This window comes from Nonomuraea sp. NPDC049269, assembly GCF_043197155.1.
GTDB lineage: Bacteria > Actinomycetota > Actinomycetes > Streptosporangiales > Streptosporangiaceae > Nonomuraea.
In genome coordinates this window covers 401,346-416,549 of record NZ_JBICSO010000003.1, presented here as the reverse complement: position 1 = coordinate 416,549, position 15,204 = coordinate 401,346, and the positions used below count along the sequence as shown (strand labels likewise).

The window sequence follows — 15,204 nt, the reverse complement described above, 5'->3', positions numbered from 1 at the left end:
GTCAACCCCTTACCGGCAGACGCTTGCCGCCGTCTGGCCCCGCGTGACACACTCGCCCCGGATTTCCCTGAAAACGGGAGGGCTTTGCCAGGTGCAGACGGACGGGGAACTACGCGGACGGCTCGCCGACATGGTCGCCAAGGCCACCGACGGCGCGGTCGAGGCCGAAGAGGTGCTGGCCGGAGAGGCCAGGCTGGCCGATCTCGGCGTCACCTCACTCGGCTATCTCAGGCTGATCGACGCGGTGGAGGCGGAGTTCGGCGTCGAGCTGGACCTGGCCTCGGCCGACAGCCTGGACGAGCTGGTGGACTACTTACGGCTCCATGCTTGAGTCGCCGCTCACCTGGGGGCAGCAGGACATCTGGCGGGCCGTCGTGGCGGCGCGGCCACAGGAGCACTATCTCAACATCGGCCGGATCTTCGCCGCGCCGAAGCGGCCCGTCACCGTCGAGCGCGCCATCAAGGCCCTGGACGAGCTCGTCGCCAGGCACGAGGCGCTGCGCACCCGGCTCAGCGGCCCCCGCGACTGCCCCCGGCAGCGGATCTCACCCATCGCCCGGCCGTACGTCGAGGTGACGGACGAATCCGCTCAGGTGGTGTGCGACCGGCTGTCGGCCGAGCCGTTCGACTACTGGGAGGAGTGGCCGCTGCGGGTGGCGTTCCTCGTGACTGGCGACTATGTCCGGCATGTCGTGCTGGTGGTCTGTCACCTGGCCGCCGACGGGCACGCGGCCGAGCTCCTGGTGAAGGACTTCCGGCTGCTCCTGCTGCGCGACTCGCTGCCACCGGTGGAGAGCGCCACGCCGCGCGAGCTCGCCGAGTGGCAGCGCTCGGCCGAGGGCAAGCGTACGTCCGACGATGCCCTGGCCTTCTGGCTGTCCGAATACCGGCGCATGGATCCCGTGGCTTTGTCGGACGTCCCGCGGCGCCCGAGGTTCTGGGAGGCCACGATGACCTCCGCGGCCATCGCCGCGGCGGCGCAGGCCGTGGCCGCGCGCGAGCGGGTGAGTTCCTCGACGGTGCTGCTCACGGCCGCGGTCAAGCTCGCCGGGCGGCTCACGGGCCAGCGGTTCTGCGGCATGCGGGTGATCGTCAACAACCGGTTCGCGGCCGAGCGCCGCGACGTGGTCTCGACGATCTCGCAGGAGGGGCTCGTGCTGCTCGACCTCGGTACGCCGGACTTCGGGGAGCTGGTCCGGCAGGGCTGGCAGGTGGCCGTGCGGGCGTACCGGCAGGCCCAGTTCGATCCGTACGCGATGGAGGAGGCGGTGTCGGCCGTGGGGCCGGGGATCAGGTCGTTCGGCTGCTTCAATGACCAGCGGCTGGTGCAGCGCGACGGGGTGACAGGTCTGGACGAACGGGCCGTACGCTCCTCAATGGGCCGGACCGAACTGGTCTGGACGGACACCATGGACCGCAACATCTGCGACTTCCGGCTGCACGTCGGCGGCGAGCCGGGGCGGATGGAGGTGTCGCTGTACGCCGACACCGGGCTGCTCGCGCCGCCGGGGATCGAGCGCTTCCTGTTCGACATGGAGTCGATGCTGGTCGAGGCGGCGTTCGCGTGAGCCTGTACGCGGCGGCCACGTCGTGCGCGCAGGGGGAGACGCTCCGGTTCCACCTGCGCGCGGGCGGGGGCGCGATCCTGGTCGAGGACGTGCCGACGGGGCGGGTCGTGTTCCGGGACACGGCCGAGGGCGACACCTGGACGCTCAAGGTGGGCACGGACTGGCCCAGCTCGCTCTATCGCGCCGTCCTAGACGATTCGTCCGCATATTTCGTCGTACGTGGTCGGGTTCCTGCTTCGCCGGTGATGGTGGCGATTCCCTTTCCCACCTGGGAGGCGTACAACCGGCCCGGCGTGCCCGGTGAGGGGCTCTACCAGTCCGAGCAGCCCGATCGCGCGGTCAAGGTCAGCTTCGACCGGCCGGGCGCCGGGCCGCAGGTCGAGGAGTGGGAGCTCGGGCTGCTGCGCTGGCTCGGGCCGTCGGGGTACGCCGTCGACTACTGCTCGGGGCTGGACCTGCACGACGGTCTCGACCTGCTGAGCCGTTACCGGCTGCTGGTGATCAACGGGCACGACGAGTACTGGTCGTGGGAGATGCGGGACGCGGTGGAGGCGTTCGCGCGGGCCGGTGGAAATATCGCCATATTCTCCGGAAACACCTGCTGGTGGCAGGTCCGCTTCGAGGACGACCTCCGGACGATGGTCTGCTACCGCGACGCCGTCGCCGACCCCCTCTCGCGCACCGACCCCGGCCGCACCACGGTCGAGTGGCCCAGCGACCCCGTCAACCGCCCCGAGAACACCCTCACCGGCCTGACCTTCCGCAACGGCGCCGGCTGCTGGGTCGACTCGCGCGTGATGTCCCAGGAGTCCTACACGGCGCGCTTCACCGACCACTGGGTCTACGCGGGCACCGGCCTGCGAGACGGCGACACGTTCGGCAGGGGCGCGCTCGGCTACGAGACGGACGCCGCCGACCTGGAGTGGCTGGACGGCGTCCCCCGGGCCACGGGCCGCGACGGCACCCCGCCGTCGTTCGTCGTCCTCGCCACGGCGGACCTGTCGCACTGGCGCAGGTACGGCAGGGGTGGCGCGGCCACCATGGGGGTGCACCGGCTGGGCGCCGGGACGATCTTCAACGCGGGCACCATCAACTGGGGCAACACCCTGGCCACCGACCCGATCCTGTCCCACATCACCCGCAACGTCCTGAACCACCTCTCCCGCCCCCCGGGCCCACCCCTGTGGGAGGACATCGGCCCAGTCGGCCCCGCGCACCCGGCCTCGGCCACCCCGCTGCTCCCAGCCCCGGAATCCCGGCCCGCGACGGCCGGGCCTCCCATGGCCCCTCCTGTGGAAGTCCAGTCGCAGCCGGTCGCGCTCGTCGTGTGTGAGAACCGGCTGTTCGCGGCCGGGGCCGGCGGGGTGCTGAGCGCGCGTGACCTGTCCGGCCAGAACCTGCCCTGGCGCCCGATCGACACCACCGACGCCCTGGCGCTCGCCGCCCCCCGCGAGGCCCACGGCGGCCCACCGGCGGGCCTGTACGGCCTGGCCCCCGACGGCGCCATCCGCTACCGCGACCCCGTCCTCACCTCCGCCCCGTGGGCGGACGTCAGCCGAGCCCCGGAGCACGCCACGGGCCTGGCCGCCGCCGACGAGGCCCTGTTCGCCGTCACCTCGGACGACGAACTCTGGCACCTCCCCATCCGCCGCCTCACGGACGCCACCTGGACCCGAATGGGCACCGGGGGAAGAGCCACGAGCCTGACGGCGATGAACGGCCGCCTGTACGCCATCGCGGCCGACCGCGTGCTGACGAGACCGGTCGACCGCCACAACACCGACTGGACCGACCTCGGCCCAGCCCCGGTCCTTTCAGCGCTGGCCGCCGCCTCAGGACGGCTCGTCATCGCGGCCCCCGACGGACGGCTCTACTGGCGGTCGCTCTCGTAGGCCAGCCACTGCGCACACGTGTGCAGTCCGTAGTCGAGCTCCACCTCCGGCCGCCACCCCAGCTCACCGAAGGCCCGCTCGACGCTCACCACCGCTCCCGCCGCCGCCACACCCGAGGCGCCCTCGATCGGCACGGGCCGGACCGCCTTGGCCACCGCCTTCGCCAACTCCCACCCGCTCACCGGCTCCGGGCCGGCGATGTCGAACACCCCGGCCCCACGGGCCAGAGCGGCGATGACGGCAGCGGCGACATCCCGTACATGCACCAGTCGCAGGACCCCGTCACCGGCCCGCAGCGGCCGGTTCAGCGACGACCGCAGCACTGAGTCCGCCACGATCCCGCCCTGCGGCATCCCCGGCCCGTACGGCTCGCCGAGACGCAACACCACCGCGTCCTCGACCTCCATCCCGCGCGAGCCGACCAAGACCTTCCGCCCGCCGAAGCCCGAGAAGGCCGCGCGCGCCAGCCGTACCTCCTCATCAGGATCGCCGTCCAGCGCGCAGACGTGCACCACCGCGTCGGGATCATCGGCACCCAGGTACCCCCGGTCGGCGAGCGCCCACGTGACCTGCTCGCGCAGCCACGTGTCAGCCCCGGTCACGGCCACCGTCGGCCGTTCCACAGCCTGCGGAGACGCCGCGCGCCCCGCCGCGAGCCCGGCCCGCGAAACGCCGAGCAGTTCGTCCGACAGCCGGGCCAGCTCGCGCGACCCGAGCTCATGACAGAGCCCCCCGGGCCCCATGGTCTCCAGCGCCCGATCCACCACCCGAGGATCCCCGGAGCCTTCCCCCACCACGCCCATCGTGAAGGCCGTCAGCCAGAGCTGCCACCAAGGGCCCTCGTACCGCGCGCGCAGAGCATCGACGTCGAAGCCGCGCCCGTCCAGGTAGTCCTCGCACCGGATGTCCCGCCACCCCGAAGCGCCGGGCACCGCGCACTGCGCCACCCCTCGCTTGAAGAACGGGATCGCGGCCAAGGACCCGAGCAGCCGATCCTCACGGGAGAGCGGATCGTCGGCGAAGAAGCAGGGCGAGCGCCGCAGGCCCTGGAAGTCGTTCTCCACCAGGCTCGCCAGGTCCTCGTGCTCGGCCAGGCTGGGCACCGCGACGTACACCGGCACGCCGGCCTGCCGGAGATAGCGGCCCATCAGCACGTCGTCCGGCCACGTGTCGCCCCGATCGCGGGCCCACTCCACGTACCCCTCGGCGACCCGGCGGGGGAGCAGCAGCGCCGCGACGGGCGTGTACTCCCCGGCCCCGCGCACCCAGCGTGCCCCGGCGAGCGCGCCCAGCCGTACGGCGGCGCCGTTGCGCGAGTTCCAGAACGCGAACAGCGCCAGCGCCGCGTCCGGCATGGCCTGGGCGGCCATCGTCGCCCGCTCGAAGAACGTGCCGGACAGCACCATGTCGTCGTGCAGCAGTACGTGGTGCGTGGCGCCTTCGGGGATGCTCGACCAGGCCAGCAGTGACGTCCGGAACGCCGACGGCCGCCCGCTCGGATCCGGGTCGGTGACCACGTCCAGGACACCGCCCGCCAGCCTGATGGCCGCCTCCCTGCGCTTGGGATGCGCCATCACCGCCCCGGTGAGCGTTACGTCCCCAGGCATGTGCCGGCCGCGAGTTCGCCCGCCTCCAGGAGGGCCAGCGTGTCACGCCGTCCGGTCCCCTCCCACTGCGCCTCGCGGACGACGAGCAGCCCGGAGCCGCACGCCACCAGGACTCCGGCGCTGCCGGTCGACCAGACCGGCGCCAGCAGGGTGCCCGGCGGCTCCCGGTGGTCGCCCCACTCGATGAGGTCGGCGCTGTGCACGAACAGCTTGCGTCCGCCGACGAAGGTGAAGGCTCCCGGGTACGGCGCGGCCAGCGCGCGTACCCAGTCGTAGACCTCGCTCGCGGACTTGGTCCAGTCGATCAGGCCGTCCTCCGGCCGCCGCCGTTCCCACACGGAGCCGCCCGGCGGCTGCGGGCGGGCCACCACCTGGCCGGCGAGCAGCAGTGGGACGTACTTGGCGAGCAGTTCGATGTTGATCTCGGTCACCTTGCGGTAGACCTCGGTGACGTCGTCGCGACGGCTCACCGCGAACTCGCGCTGGGCGATCAGCTCGCCCTCGTCGGCGCCTTCGTTCAGGAAGAACACGCTGACCGCGCTCGACCGGATGCCCTTGATGATCGTCCAGGGCAGCGGCGCCCGTCCCCGGCCCTCGGGCAGCCGGGTGGGGTGCAGCCCGACGGAGCCGAGCGGGCACGCCGACAGCAGCGGTTCGCGGACCAGCTGCGACCAGCCGGCCACCACGAACAGGTCGATGCCCAGGCTGGTGACCAGCTCGTGCGCCCGGCCGTCGTTGATGTCGGCGGTCTCCAGCAGCGGGATGTCGTACTTCTCCGCCGCCTCCCGCAGCGGCGCGTAGCCCGAGCGGTGCTGTAACTCGGGCGGATAGCCGATGAGCAGCGCCGGGGGAGTGCCCTGAGCAGCCAGCACGTCCACGGCCGGGGCCGCGAATTCCATGCCGGTGCAGAAGGCGAACTTCTTCACAGGACCTCCCTAAGTACGCCGAACGCTTCGGCGTGAGTGACTCCGATCTCCGCCCCGCGCAGCGTCGCCAGTGCCGTCACCGACTCCTCGCTCCTGATGTGCGGCGAGGGCCGGTGCTGGCTCTGGTAGCCGCGCAGCGCCTCCAGCTTGCGTGCCATATGGGAGCTGATGTCGCAGAACGCCGTGGAACGTGGCATCGGCTCGGCTGCCCACTGAATCTTCGACATCTCGTACAGCAGCACGGTCGGCACCAGCCACTTGCCGAACTGCTGGGCGATGGGCCGGGCCGCCGCGAACCCGGCGCCGAACACCGCCAGGTGATCCTGGTCGTAGTCGGCGAAGCTCGGCAGCAGCAGCAGGTCGGGCCGCCGCTCGTTCAGCGCCCGCTCGAACAGGTCGACCAGCTCCCGGCGCGGCAGCGTGTCCAGCCGCTCGGTCAGGTCCAGGTCGCCGTACGCGATGTCGTACGTGAAGCCCAGCGTGGACCGGACGGCCTCGATCTCGTCCAGCCGCTGCCGATAGCTGGTGGCACCGTCGAGGCCGTAGTGCCGCATCCCGTCGACCGCCAGATACAGGACGTGGACCTCGGCCCCCGCCTCGACCTGGGCGGCGATCAGGCCGCCGCAGCCGAGTACCTCGTCGTCGGCGTGGGGAGAGATCACCAGCACACGGTCAAAGCGGCGCATTCACTGCCCTCCGATCCTCGCGGGCGCGGTAGTACTCGGCGGTGCTCAGGATCAGCTCGTCGAGCGCGATCCGCGGCTGCCAGCCGAGCCCCGTCGCCGCCCGCAGCGCCGGGATCTTGTGGAACGACTCGGCCTCGGCGTAGTGCGGCCCGTGGACGCTCCTGCCGTCGACGCTGACGATGGGCGACGGGCTGCCGAGCAGGTCCTTCACCCGGTGGGCCAGCTCCATGATGGTGATCGCGTTCGCCGGGTTGCCGACGTTGATGATGATGTCGTCGCTGTCCAGCGCCGCGTCCATGTAGCCGATGAGAAACCTGGTCAGGTCGCTCGCCGCGATGAACGCCCTGACCTGCTCGCCGCCCGCGAACACGGTGATCGGCTTCTCGGCCAGCGCCTGCTGGACGAACGTCGGCATGACGAACCCGCCCGCCCGCGACTGCCGCGCCCCCGCCACGTTGAACGGGCGGATGACGACCCCGCGCAGCCCGTGCTGACGGCTGTTGGAGACCATCGCCTCGGCCAGCGTCTTGGCGATCGCGTACTCGATGCGGGTGTTGTACTGCGTCGGTACGAGGATGTCGTCCTTCTCGTCGAGCACGCCGCTGCGGCCGTACACCTCGGCCGAGCTGAACAGGCACAGCGGCGCACCGGCGCCGATGCAGGCGTCGATGACCGGCGCGGTGCTGCCGATGATGTCGTGCCCGAGCCGGCCGGCTCTGGACAGGATGCTCGCGGGGCCGACGTACGAGGCGGCGTGGATGACGCGGTCGGCACCGGTGAAGTCGCCGCCTGCCGCCAGGTAGTCCTCCACCCGCTGCCGGACGACCGTGCAGCGGGGGTCGGCGTCGTAGTCCTCGCCGTCGATGACCGCGCCCGCGTTGGAGTCGATGATCATTACTCGGTGGCCCGCGGCAAGATACGCGTCCACCAGATGTGAGCCGATGAATCCGAGACCGCCCGTGACGATGACTTCGCCACTTGGAGCTCCCACGGGCCTGCCTTTCCCCACGAAGCCGTGATTTCGAGGAAAAACGGTCACACGGGGCCTGTGCCGCCCCGGTGGCACCTAGCGTGGGATTAAAACAGTTTTCGCCACACTTGTCACGCATGGCAGTAATTTTTCATCCCTTGTCCGGATGCTGGACCGCTGGGCCGGGCGGGGCGTACGCTCGCCGCATTCCGACGCACGGAGTGACATGGCCAGTTCGAGGGAACGCACGTTCACCGGCACGCGCGCCACGATCGTGGTGCGGGAATGGCCGCACGATGAGCCGCGCTACATCGCCGTCCTGGTCCACGGGTACGGCGAGCACATCGGCCGTTATGAGTACGTGGCCGACACCCTGGTACGGCACGGCGCCGCGGTCTACGGACTCGACCACGTCGGCCACGGCAAGTCGGCGGGCGACCGGGCACTCGTCGTCGACTTCGAGGACGTGGTGTCCGACGTGCATACCGTGGAGGAACAGGCCAGGGCCGACCATCCGCGCGTACCGGTGGTGCTGATCGGCCACTCGATGGGCGGCATGATCGCGGCCCGCTACGCCCAGCGCTACGGCGACGGGCTGGCCGCGCTCGTCCTGTCGGGCCCGGTGATCGGCGAATGGGAGGTGATCCCCGTCCTGCTGTCCCTCGAAGAGCTCCCCGACATCCCCATCGACCCGGCCACCCTCTCGCGTGACCCGGCCGTCGGCGTCGCCTACGCCGAGGATCCGCTGGTCTGGCACGGACCGTTCAAGCGACCCACGCTGGAGGCGTTCGCCACGACGATCGCCTCGATCGCGAAGGGCGGAACACTCGGCAGCCTGCCCACGCTCTGGATCCACGGCGCCGACGACCAGCTCGTTCCGCTGACCTCCAGCCGTACCGGCATCGAGACGATCCGCGGCGACGATCTGACCGAACGGATCTATCCGGATGCCCGGCACGAGGTGTTCAACGAGACGAACCGGGACGAAGTCCTGACAGACGTCACCACCTTCATCGACCGCGTCCTCGGCCACTGACTTATTTCACCGGCGACGGGCTCATCTGAATGGTGGCGCGGAGACCCGGTCCTTCAGGGCCGGGAGGAAGCACCACCTCTCCTTTCGAAAACAGTATGGAAAGACTCGGCCACGTTCGGTAATGTGTGCGGTGGGTGAGGATGCTGTGACAGGAGGTGCGTGATGGCGATCCGCCGCTCCGCCACCAAACGGCACGGCCTGCCCACGGTCGTGCAACTGCGGCTCACGCCGACACCGGCCCAGGCCGACGCGCTGGCGGCAGCGGTGCTTTTGTGTAATCAGGCGGCCACCGTCGTGTCCCGCCTGGCCTGGCAGCACCGCGTCTTCACCGTGCTGGAGCTGCACCGGCTGGCCTACTACGAGGTGCGGGCGCAGGTGGCCGGGCTGGGCGCGCAGGCGGCTGTGCGGGCGATCGCCCGGGTCGCCGGCGCGTATGCCAACCGGCGCGCCACCAAGAAACGTGCCCACATCTTCCGCCCGCATGGCGCCGTCCCCTACGACGCCCGGCTGATGAGCTTCAACCGTGACGCCCGCACCGTGTCGCTGTGGACCCCCACCGGCCGCGTCACCATCCCCTACACCGGCCGACCAGACGACCTCAAAGCCATCGACACGCTGCCGGTGGGGGAGGCCGATCTGGTCTGTCGGCGCGGGGTGTGGCTGCTGCAGGTCGCCCTCACCCGGCCCAAGCCGGCGGTGCGCGAGCCCGTCCACGGCTTCGTGGGGGTGGACCAAGGGGTGGCGAACCTGGCGGTCACCTCCGACCGGGTGGTGCTGCCCGGCCCGGCGCTGTCCGGGCCGATCGGCGGCAACGGCCACGTGCGTACGCTGCGGGAGCGGCGGCACCGGCAACGCCGACGGCTGCAGAAGAAGGGCACGTCGGCGGCGCGGCGGGTGCTGCGCCGCCTGTCCGGGCGTGAACACCGGATGATGACCGACCTCAACCACCAGATCTCGAAGTTCGTGGTGCGTGAAGCCGAACGCACCGGCCGTGGGATCGCCCTGGAGGATCTTCGGGGTATCCGCGGCCGGGTTAGGGCTCACCGGCTCCAGCGGCGCACCCTGCACAGTTGGGCGTTCGCCCAGCAGATCACGTTCACCCGCTACAAGGCCGCCCGCGCCGGGGTCGCCTTCGTGCTGGTCGACCCCGCGTACACCTCGCAGGCCTGTCCGGACTGCGGGAACGTCAGCAGGGCGAACCGGCCGGCACGGGGCCGGTTCGTCTGCACCCGGTGTGGCCTCGCTGGGCACGCCGACCACATCGCAGCCCGCAACATCGCCACACGCGGCGTTACGGGCTGGGCTGCCATCAACCAGCCACACGCTACCGGCCTCCCCTCAGCCAGACGGGACCGCGAGAGCAAACCACCAGCTTCAGCCGGTGCTAGTTGATCGGAAGCCACAGGTGGCCGGATCCGCGGGTCCGCGTCAGGTCCACCCGGTAGCACCCGGCCTTGGGGAACACGAACCCCGTGCCCCACTCCTCACCCGGCCGGTGCCACGTCGAGCCGCCATGCTGCTCGGGCCCGAACGTGGGCTTGGCCCGCGTGCCGTCAGGCAGTGCGGCCGTGACCTTCAGCGACCCAGCACCGGTCATCCGCCACACGATCTTGACCTCCTTGCCCCGCTTGAACGGAACCGGAGCGAACAGCAACCCCCACACCTCGGCATCCCGCGAGACCCCCCGCACCTCGGGAAACCCGCCGCCCTGGGTGATCATCGACGTCCCATGACACGCCACCTTGGTGGTGGCGGGCGTCGGCGTCTCCACCGCCATCGTCTGCGACACGGCCGGCGTTTCCGACAGAGCCGGCGCCTGCGACCCGGCTGATTTGCCTGTCCCGGCCGGTGTCCGCGACCCCGCCTCGCCGGTGGCGGCGGGCGCTGTGGCCGCCGATCTCGGCTGCGCCACTTGGCCGCTGGTGGTGCAGCCGACAGCCACTATGAGCACCGCTCCGATTGCCATTCGCCTCATCGAACCTCCCCTGCTCTCACGTGACGTACGCCGCCGAGCGGCGAGAGGTTCCCAGGCCTGGACGGAGGGTTATATCCAACGGCGAATGGCGTCGACCGTCGTCTCAGGTGTGGTGTTGAAGCAGAACCGGATTCCGGGTGTCGTCGTCACCAGTACGTTGATCAGCCGTTCGAACAGGAGGGTGTGCTCGGGTGCCATGCGCAGACCACCTCCGATCATGGCCAGGCCGACGGGGCCCTTGGACAACCGTTCACGGATGGTCTTCTCTGCTTCGTCCGGGTCGGTACCGATCAGGCACGACACCGCGTCGAAGCCCGCCGCTCGCAGGGCCGCATTGCCCTGCTCGATCCGTGTGGTGAGTGTCACCTCATCGAGGCCCGGATGCTTGGTGTAGTCGATCGAGCTCGGATGCAGCCCGATGGTCAGAATCGTGGTCATCTTCGCTCCTACCAGGGGACGGGACCGTTGGCGTCGAAGAAGCCTCCGGTCGGCCCGTCAGCGTCCAAGGTGGCCAACTTGATGATCGCAGTGGCCCCCTCGGCGACGGTATGGATACCCGTGTGATGGTTCATGTCGGTGGCGGGGTTGCCCGGATCCGCAGAGTTGACCTTGAACCCGGGCAGCGCTCGGGCGTATTGGGACACGATCATGTTGAGCGCCGCCTTCGATGAGGCATAGTCGAGGCTCAGGAAGCCGGACTCGGGGCGGGCGGGGTCGCCGGCGTGTGTCAGTGAGGCGAGAGCGCTGGACACCATGACGATGCGGGGCTGTTCCGACCTCCGAAGCAACGGCAGGAACGCGTGGGTAACCCGCACCTGTCCGAACACGTTGACCTCGAACAGCTCCCGTAGCGTGTCGGCGTCCATGTCGGCCGGATCCAGCAACGGACCACCGACGCCGGCGTTGTTGACCAGCACATCCAGGTGATCCACGCGCTCGGCGACGGCCTTCACGGCCGCCGCCACGGATTCGTCCGAGGTCACGTCGAGCTCGACGAACTCGACGTCGAGCCCCTCACCCGTCAGCGTGTCCGCGGCGTGCCTGCCCCGTTCCCGGTCCCGAGCGGCCAGGAGGACCAGCCATTGTCTTTCGGCCAGGCGGCGTACGGTCTCCCGGCCCAGCCCTTTGTTCGCTCCGGTGACCAGTGCCACCGTCTTCACGTCTGTCATGGAGTCGATCATCAGTGCCCGCGTCTTGGCTCGCCAGGACCGCTGAGGCATGGGACCTGCGGTACCACCCGGCCGACGCCCTCGCTGCGGCATCATCGAGGAGTGAACCGCCCTGAACTCGCCGAAGTACTCCGTACAGCCCGGGCCCGGGTACGACCGCAGGACGTCGGGCTGCCGATGGGGATGCGCCGCCAGGTGCCGGGTCTGCGCCGGGAGGAAGTGGCCATGCTCGCGGGTCTGAGCGTCGATTACGTGGTCCGGCTCGAGCAGGGGCGCGGGCCACGGCCCTCGAGCCAGGTCATCGCCGCGTTGGCCCAGGCCCTGCGGCTCGACGACGATGACCGTGACCTGATATTCCGGCTCGCCGACCACGAGCCGCCTCAGGCCGGACGCATCGCGATGGTCGTACGCCCGAGCGTGTTCCGGCTGCTGGACCGCATGGCGGATCTGCCCGTGCTGGTGCTGTCGGCCAAGGGCGACGTGCTGGCCTGGAATCCCCTCGCGGCGGCACTTCAAGGCGACATGTCCGCATGGCCGCGGCGGCAACGCAACCTCATCTGGCAGCGCTTTCTCGGTAGCAGCCGCTGCCAGGTCGCCGCGGGCCCGGACGAGGACGACGCGGCTGCCCGCGCCTCGGTCGGCACCCTACGTGCCGCCCATGCCCGCTACCCCAACGACCCCGACCTGGCCCAACTGATCAGGGAACTCCGCCGTGGCAGCCCGCGATTCGACGAGCTCTGGCGGGAGGGCCGATCCTCCCCATGGCGTACCGCGTCCAAGAGCATCGGCCATCCCAGCCTGGGAACGATCACGCTCGACTGCGACACCCTCCTGCTCCCGGACAGCAGCCAGACCATGCTCGTCTACTCGGCCGAGCCGGGATCCCCCGAGGCCACGGCACTCGACCTGCTCCGGGTGACCGGGCTGCAGCATTTCTGAGTCGTCACGGACGCGCGCCCGTGAAATACCGTCGGCGCCCTGGTTCCCGAAGGGCATTATGATCGTAAAAAGAAATACCAGATCACGCCCAGAGCAATCAGCCAGATAATCGCGCCGATGCCGCAGACCACCAGGCAGCCTGCGATTACTGTGCGTTTTCTACCTCGATCGCCCCATTCGTGACGACCGCGATCCGGATCCATCTTCCGAGGCTACGACGTCCCTCCCGCCGCCGCTAATTGACCATGTTCACGATAAGTGGCATTTGTTCCTTTTATCTATTTCCTAGGAGCGGAAGGATCAATGCCGACGGATATTCCGGGCCATGGAAGATTTCGAACGAGGTGCGCCGCGTCCGCACGGCCCCGGCCGCCGGCTCGCCGGTCCCGTGGTTACGCGCGAACCTCGGGAACGCGCCCCCCGCCATCTGGACCCGCAGCCGGTGCCCCCTGCGGAAGCGGTACCCGGTCGGGTGCAGCTCGACCTCGGCCCGGGTCACGCCCTGCGAGCCTGGGGGCAGGCGAACGATGCCGTCGGTGACGTTCCGGGAGACGCCTGAGGGGTCGACGTCGCAGAGCCGTACGAACAGGTCGGCATGCCCCGTGTCAGTCCGGACGTGCACGACGGCCGAGACCGGTCCGACCAGGTCGAGATCCCGGGTGAGCGGCGGGGCGGTGTGGACGAGCACGTCGGAACGGCGCTCCACCTCCCGGTTGTCGCGCTGGCCGAGCTCCTTGGCCGACAGCATCGGGCCGCCCGGCGATCGGGTGGGGCGCGCGGGATCGTAGACGAACGTGCCCGAATCGTTCTTGCCCGGCGCCTCCCAGCCGAGCCCCCGGCCGTCGCGCAGGTACAGCGGCGTCGGAATGGACTCCGCGGGCGGCCACCGGTCGAAGTCCATCCAGCGGTTGGCCTTCTGCAGGTAGAGGCGTACCGGTGCCTGATGCAGTTGGGCGGTGTCGCCGAGCAGGTGCGCGGACAGCCACGACACCTGGTCGATCATCATGGCGCGTATCGCGCCCAGGTCGTGCCCCCACGGGCCGATCGTGATCCGGCTGCGCCGCCCCGCCGCCCGCAGCGCGGCGAAGTCACGTAGCTGCGCGGGCAGGAACAGGTCCCACCAGCCGGTCACCATGCTGGTCGGCGTGGTCATCTCGGCCGCGGCCGCGCTGTGGTCGGTGGCCGCCCAGAAGTCGTCGCCCGGCTCCGCGTGGGTCGCCACCTCGCGCAGGAACGGTTCCGGCCTGCCGATCGCCGCCACGTCGGACGTGCCGATGGGGACGTGCGCCATGGCCCGCCGTACGCGTCGCTCCTTGCGGGGGTCGGGCAGCAGCCCGCCCAGCAGCGCCTCCTCCTGGGTGCCGATCAGCGACGACCAGGTCAGCAGGTTGTGCAGGCCCAGAACGCCGCCCGGATAGAACGTGCTGACGAACTCGCTGGCCGTGACCCCCAGCCCCATCGCCTCCAGCGGCGGATCGAGGTAGGGCCCGACCGCCCACTGCGTGTACCCGAGATAGCTGCTCCCCGCCATGGCCAGCCGTCCGTCACACCACGGCCGCGCCCGCAGCCACGCCGCCGTGGCCAGGCCGTCGTCCTTCTCCTGATGAAAGGGGTGGAAGCGGCCGCCGGAGCCGAAGACGCCCCGGGTGTTCTGGACGACGACCTGCATCCCGCGCCTGGCCAGCGCGCCCGCGAACGCCGTCGAGTCGATCCGGTGCTTGCCGTACGGCGTGCGCATCAACACCACGGGCAGTGGCCCGGCGCCAAGCGGCCGATAGCGATCGGCGAGCAGCACCACGCCGTCGGGCATCGTGACCCGCAGATCACGCGCGACCGCGACCTCACCGGCCACCGCCTCCGGCAACCCGAGGAACCTGTCGAACAGCCTGCCGAGCACGCTCATGCGGAATCCTCTCGCTCGCCGCCCAGCGTAGAGCTCCAAGGCCGAGCCACGCGGAGTTTGACGAGCCGCCTTCTCCAAGGTCTAAAGTGCTATATGAATAGCTAAATGGAGGAAGGCGTGATCGAGTTCCATCTGGACGGCCGGTCCGGCGTCTCGCCGTACTTGCAGGTGGTCCAGCAGGTACGGCAGGCGCTGAGGCTGGGTCTGCTGCGAGAGGGTGACCAGCTTCCGACGGTCAAGGACGTGGTGGCGCGGTTGGCGATCAACCCCAACACCGTGCTCAAGGCATACCGCGAACTCGAACACGACGGGCTCGTAGCCGCCCGCCCGGGTGTCGGCACGTTCGTGACCCGGACGCTGGCCGACGCCTCGCTGGCCGCGCACGGCCCGCTGCGGCAGGACCTGCGGCGCTGGCTGGCCAAGGCCCGTCTGGCCGGGCTTGACGACGAGAGCATCGAGGCCCTGTTCATGACCACCTTTCGGACCGCCGCTCAGGAGGACATAGCGTGACCGAGCGCAGCGAGGGCATCGAT

The 15,204-nt window shown here is 70.2% G+C and carries 16 protein-coding genes; 7 read left to right on the top strand and 9 right to left on the bottom strand.

Annotated elements, in window-relative coordinates; genetic code table 11:
• The first annotated feature begins 91 nt into the window (after positions 1-91).
• Genes ACGFNP_RS19645 through ACGFNP_RS19635 form a run of 3 tightly spaced genes read left to right on the top strand, consistent with a single transcriptional unit; the run spans position 92 to position 3,460 of the window.
• Positions 92-331, top strand: a complete 240-nt coding sequence (locus ACGFNP_RS19645; RefSeq protein ID WP_393320302.1) for an acyl carrier protein — start codon at positions 92-94, stop codon at positions 329-331.
• Entirely contained in the window at positions 324-1,568 is a 1,245-nt protein-coding gene (locus ACGFNP_RS19640) for a condensation domain-containing protein (RefSeq protein WP_393320299.1), read from the top strand. Before ACGFNP_RS19645 ends, ACGFNP_RS19640 begins: the two co-directional genes overlap by 8 nt.
• Positions 1,565-3,460 (top strand): N,N-dimethylformamidase beta subunit family domain-containing protein, encoded by a 1,896-nt coding sequence (locus ACGFNP_RS19635; protein ID WP_393320296.1) that lies wholly within the window; start codon positions 1,565-1,567, stop codon positions 3,458-3,460. The genes ACGFNP_RS19640 and ACGFNP_RS19635 overlap by 4 nt, the downstream gene beginning before the upstream one ends.
• On the opposite strand, the gene ACGFNP_RS19630 is transcribed toward ACGFNP_RS19635, so the two are convergent.
• The 4 genes from ACGFNP_RS19630 to ACGFNP_RS19615 are packed head-to-tail and all read right to left on the bottom strand — an operon-like array spanning position 3,439 to position 7,670.
• A complete protein-coding gene (locus tag ACGFNP_RS19630) occupies positions 3,439-5,067 on the bottom strand; it encodes a hypothetical protein (RefSeq protein WP_393320293.1) in 1,629 nt (542 codons plus the stop codon). The genes ACGFNP_RS19635 and ACGFNP_RS19630 overlap by 22 nt on opposite strands.
• Positions 5,052-5,993 carry a methionyl-tRNA formyltransferase gene (locus tag ACGFNP_RS19625; protein WP_393320290.1) on the bottom strand — a complete coding sequence of 314 codons (942 nt, stop codon included), beginning with the start codon at positions 5,991-5,993 and terminating at the stop codon, positions 5,052-5,054. The genes ACGFNP_RS19630 and ACGFNP_RS19625 overlap by 16 nt, the downstream gene beginning before the upstream one ends.
• On the bottom strand, positions 5,990-6,655 hold the full coding sequence (locus tag ACGFNP_RS19620) for a PIG-L deacetylase family protein (RefSeq protein ID WP_393320287.1): 666 nt from the start codon (positions 6,653-6,655) through the stop codon (positions 5,990-5,992). The genes ACGFNP_RS19625 and ACGFNP_RS19620 overlap by 4 nt, the downstream gene beginning before the upstream one ends.
• A gap of 10 nt (positions 6,656-6,665) precedes the next feature.
• On the bottom strand, positions 6,666-7,670 hold the full coding sequence (locus ACGFNP_RS19615) for an NAD-dependent epimerase/dehydratase family protein (protein ID WP_393320284.1): 1,005 nt from the start codon (positions 7,668-7,670) through the stop codon (positions 6,666-6,668).
• Positions 7,671-7,875: 205 nt separating this feature from the next.
• Between ACGFNP_RS19615 and ACGFNP_RS19610 the strand changes: the two genes are divergently transcribed.
• Positions 7,876-8,685 carry an alpha/beta hydrolase gene (locus ACGFNP_RS19610; protein WP_393320281.1) on the top strand — a complete coding sequence of 270 codons (810 nt, stop codon included), beginning with the start codon at positions 7,876-7,878 and terminating at the stop codon, positions 8,683-8,685.
• 162 nt (positions 8,686-8,847) lie between these two features.
• Positions 8,848-10,077, top strand: a complete 1,230-nt coding sequence (locus tag ACGFNP_RS19605) for an RNA-guided endonuclease InsQ/TnpB family protein (RefSeq protein ID WP_393320278.1) — start codon at positions 8,848-8,850, stop codon at positions 10,075-10,077.
• Here the strand turns inward: ACGFNP_RS19605 and ACGFNP_RS19600 are convergent.
• The 3 genes from ACGFNP_RS19600 to ACGFNP_RS19590 form a co-directional block, all read right to left on the bottom strand.
• Positions 10,070-10,660: a hypothetical protein gene (locus ACGFNP_RS19600; RefSeq protein WP_393320275.1), complete on the bottom strand. Its 591-nt coding sequence runs from the start codon at positions 10,658-10,660 to the stop codon at positions 10,070-10,072. The two genes, ACGFNP_RS19605 and ACGFNP_RS19600, sit on opposite strands and share 8 nt — an antisense overlap.
• A gap of 69 nt (positions 10,661-10,729) precedes the next feature.
• Positions 10,730-11,098: a hypothetical protein gene (locus tag ACGFNP_RS19595; RefSeq protein ID WP_358316748.1), complete on the bottom strand. Its 369-nt coding sequence runs from the start codon at positions 11,096-11,098 to the stop codon at positions 10,730-10,732.
• 8 nt (positions 11,099-11,106) lie between these two features.
• Positions 11,107-11,829 carry an SDR family oxidoreductase gene (locus tag ACGFNP_RS19590; protein WP_358316751.1) on the bottom strand — a complete coding sequence of 241 codons (723 nt, stop codon included), beginning with the start codon at positions 11,827-11,829 and terminating at the stop codon, positions 11,107-11,109.
• A gap of 102 nt (positions 11,830-11,931) precedes the next feature.
• On the opposite strand from ACGFNP_RS19590, the gene ACGFNP_RS19585 reads away from it, so the two are divergent.
• On the top strand, positions 11,932-12,768 hold the full coding sequence (locus ACGFNP_RS19585; RefSeq protein WP_393320271.1) for a helix-turn-helix domain-containing protein: 837 nt from the start codon (positions 11,932-11,934) through the stop codon (positions 12,766-12,768).
• A 56-nt stretch (positions 12,769-12,824) separates the two neighbouring features.
• Here ACGFNP_RS19585 and ACGFNP_RS19580 read toward each other — a convergent pair whose 3' ends face one another.
• Positions 12,825-12,971 carry a hypothetical protein gene (locus tag ACGFNP_RS19580; RefSeq protein WP_358040335.1) on the bottom strand — a complete coding sequence of 49 codons (147 nt, stop codon included), beginning with the start codon at positions 12,969-12,971 and terminating at the stop codon, positions 12,825-12,827.
• Between the two features lie 71 nt (positions 12,972-13,042).
• The gene (locus ACGFNP_RS19575) at positions 13,043-14,671 is read right to left on the bottom strand and encodes a CocE/NonD family hydrolase (RefSeq protein WP_393320268.1); all 1,629 of its coding nucleotides are present in this window, start codon (positions 14,669-14,671) and stop codon (positions 13,043-13,045) included.
• 117 nt (positions 14,672-14,788) lie between these two features.
• On the opposite strand from ACGFNP_RS19575, the gene ACGFNP_RS19570 reads away from it, so the two are divergent.
• Positions 14,789-15,181, top strand: coding sequence for a GntR family transcriptional regulator (locus ACGFNP_RS19570; protein WP_358316759.1), 393 nt, complete (start codon positions 14,789-14,791; stop codon positions 15,179-15,181).
• Positions 15,182-15,204 lie beyond the last annotated feature (23 nt).

Bases quoted from the DNA above. Each gene is read 5' to 3' on its own strand.
- ACGFNP_RS19640 (WP_393320299.1), top strand. From the start codon at position 324: ATGCTTGAGTCGCCGCTCACCTGGGGGCAGCAGGACATCTGGCGGGCC.
- ACGFNP_RS19590 (WP_358316751.1), bottom strand. From the start codon at position 11,829: ATGACAGACGTGAAGACGGTGGCACTGGTCACCGGAGCGAACAAAGGG.
- ACGFNP_RS19600 (WP_393320275.1), bottom strand. From the start codon at position 10,660: ATGAGGCGAATGGCAATCGGAGCGGTGCTCATAGTGGCTGTCGGCTGC.
- ACGFNP_RS19580 (WP_358040335.1), bottom strand. From the start codon at position 12,971: ATGGATCCGGATCGCGGTCGTCACGAATGGGGCGATCGAGGTAGAAAA.
- ACGFNP_RS19630 (WP_393320293.1), bottom strand. From the start codon at position 5,067: ATGCCTGGGGACGTAACGCTCACCGGGGCGGTGATGGCGCATCCCAAG.
- ACGFNP_RS19575 (WP_393320268.1), bottom strand. From the start codon at position 14,671: ATGAGCGTGCTCGGCAGGCTGTTCGACAGGTTCCTCGGGTTGCCGGAG.
- ACGFNP_RS19595 (WP_358316748.1), bottom strand. From the start codon at position 11,098: ATGACCACGATTCTGACCATCGGGCTGCATCCGAGCTCGATCGACTAC.
- ACGFNP_RS19610 (WP_393320281.1), top strand. From the start codon at position 7,876: ATGGCCAGTTCGAGGGAACGCACGTTCACCGGCACGCGCGCCACGATC.
- ACGFNP_RS19605 (WP_393320278.1), top strand. From the start codon at position 8,848: ATGGCGATCCGCCGCTCCGCCACCAAACGGCACGGCCTGCCCACGGTC.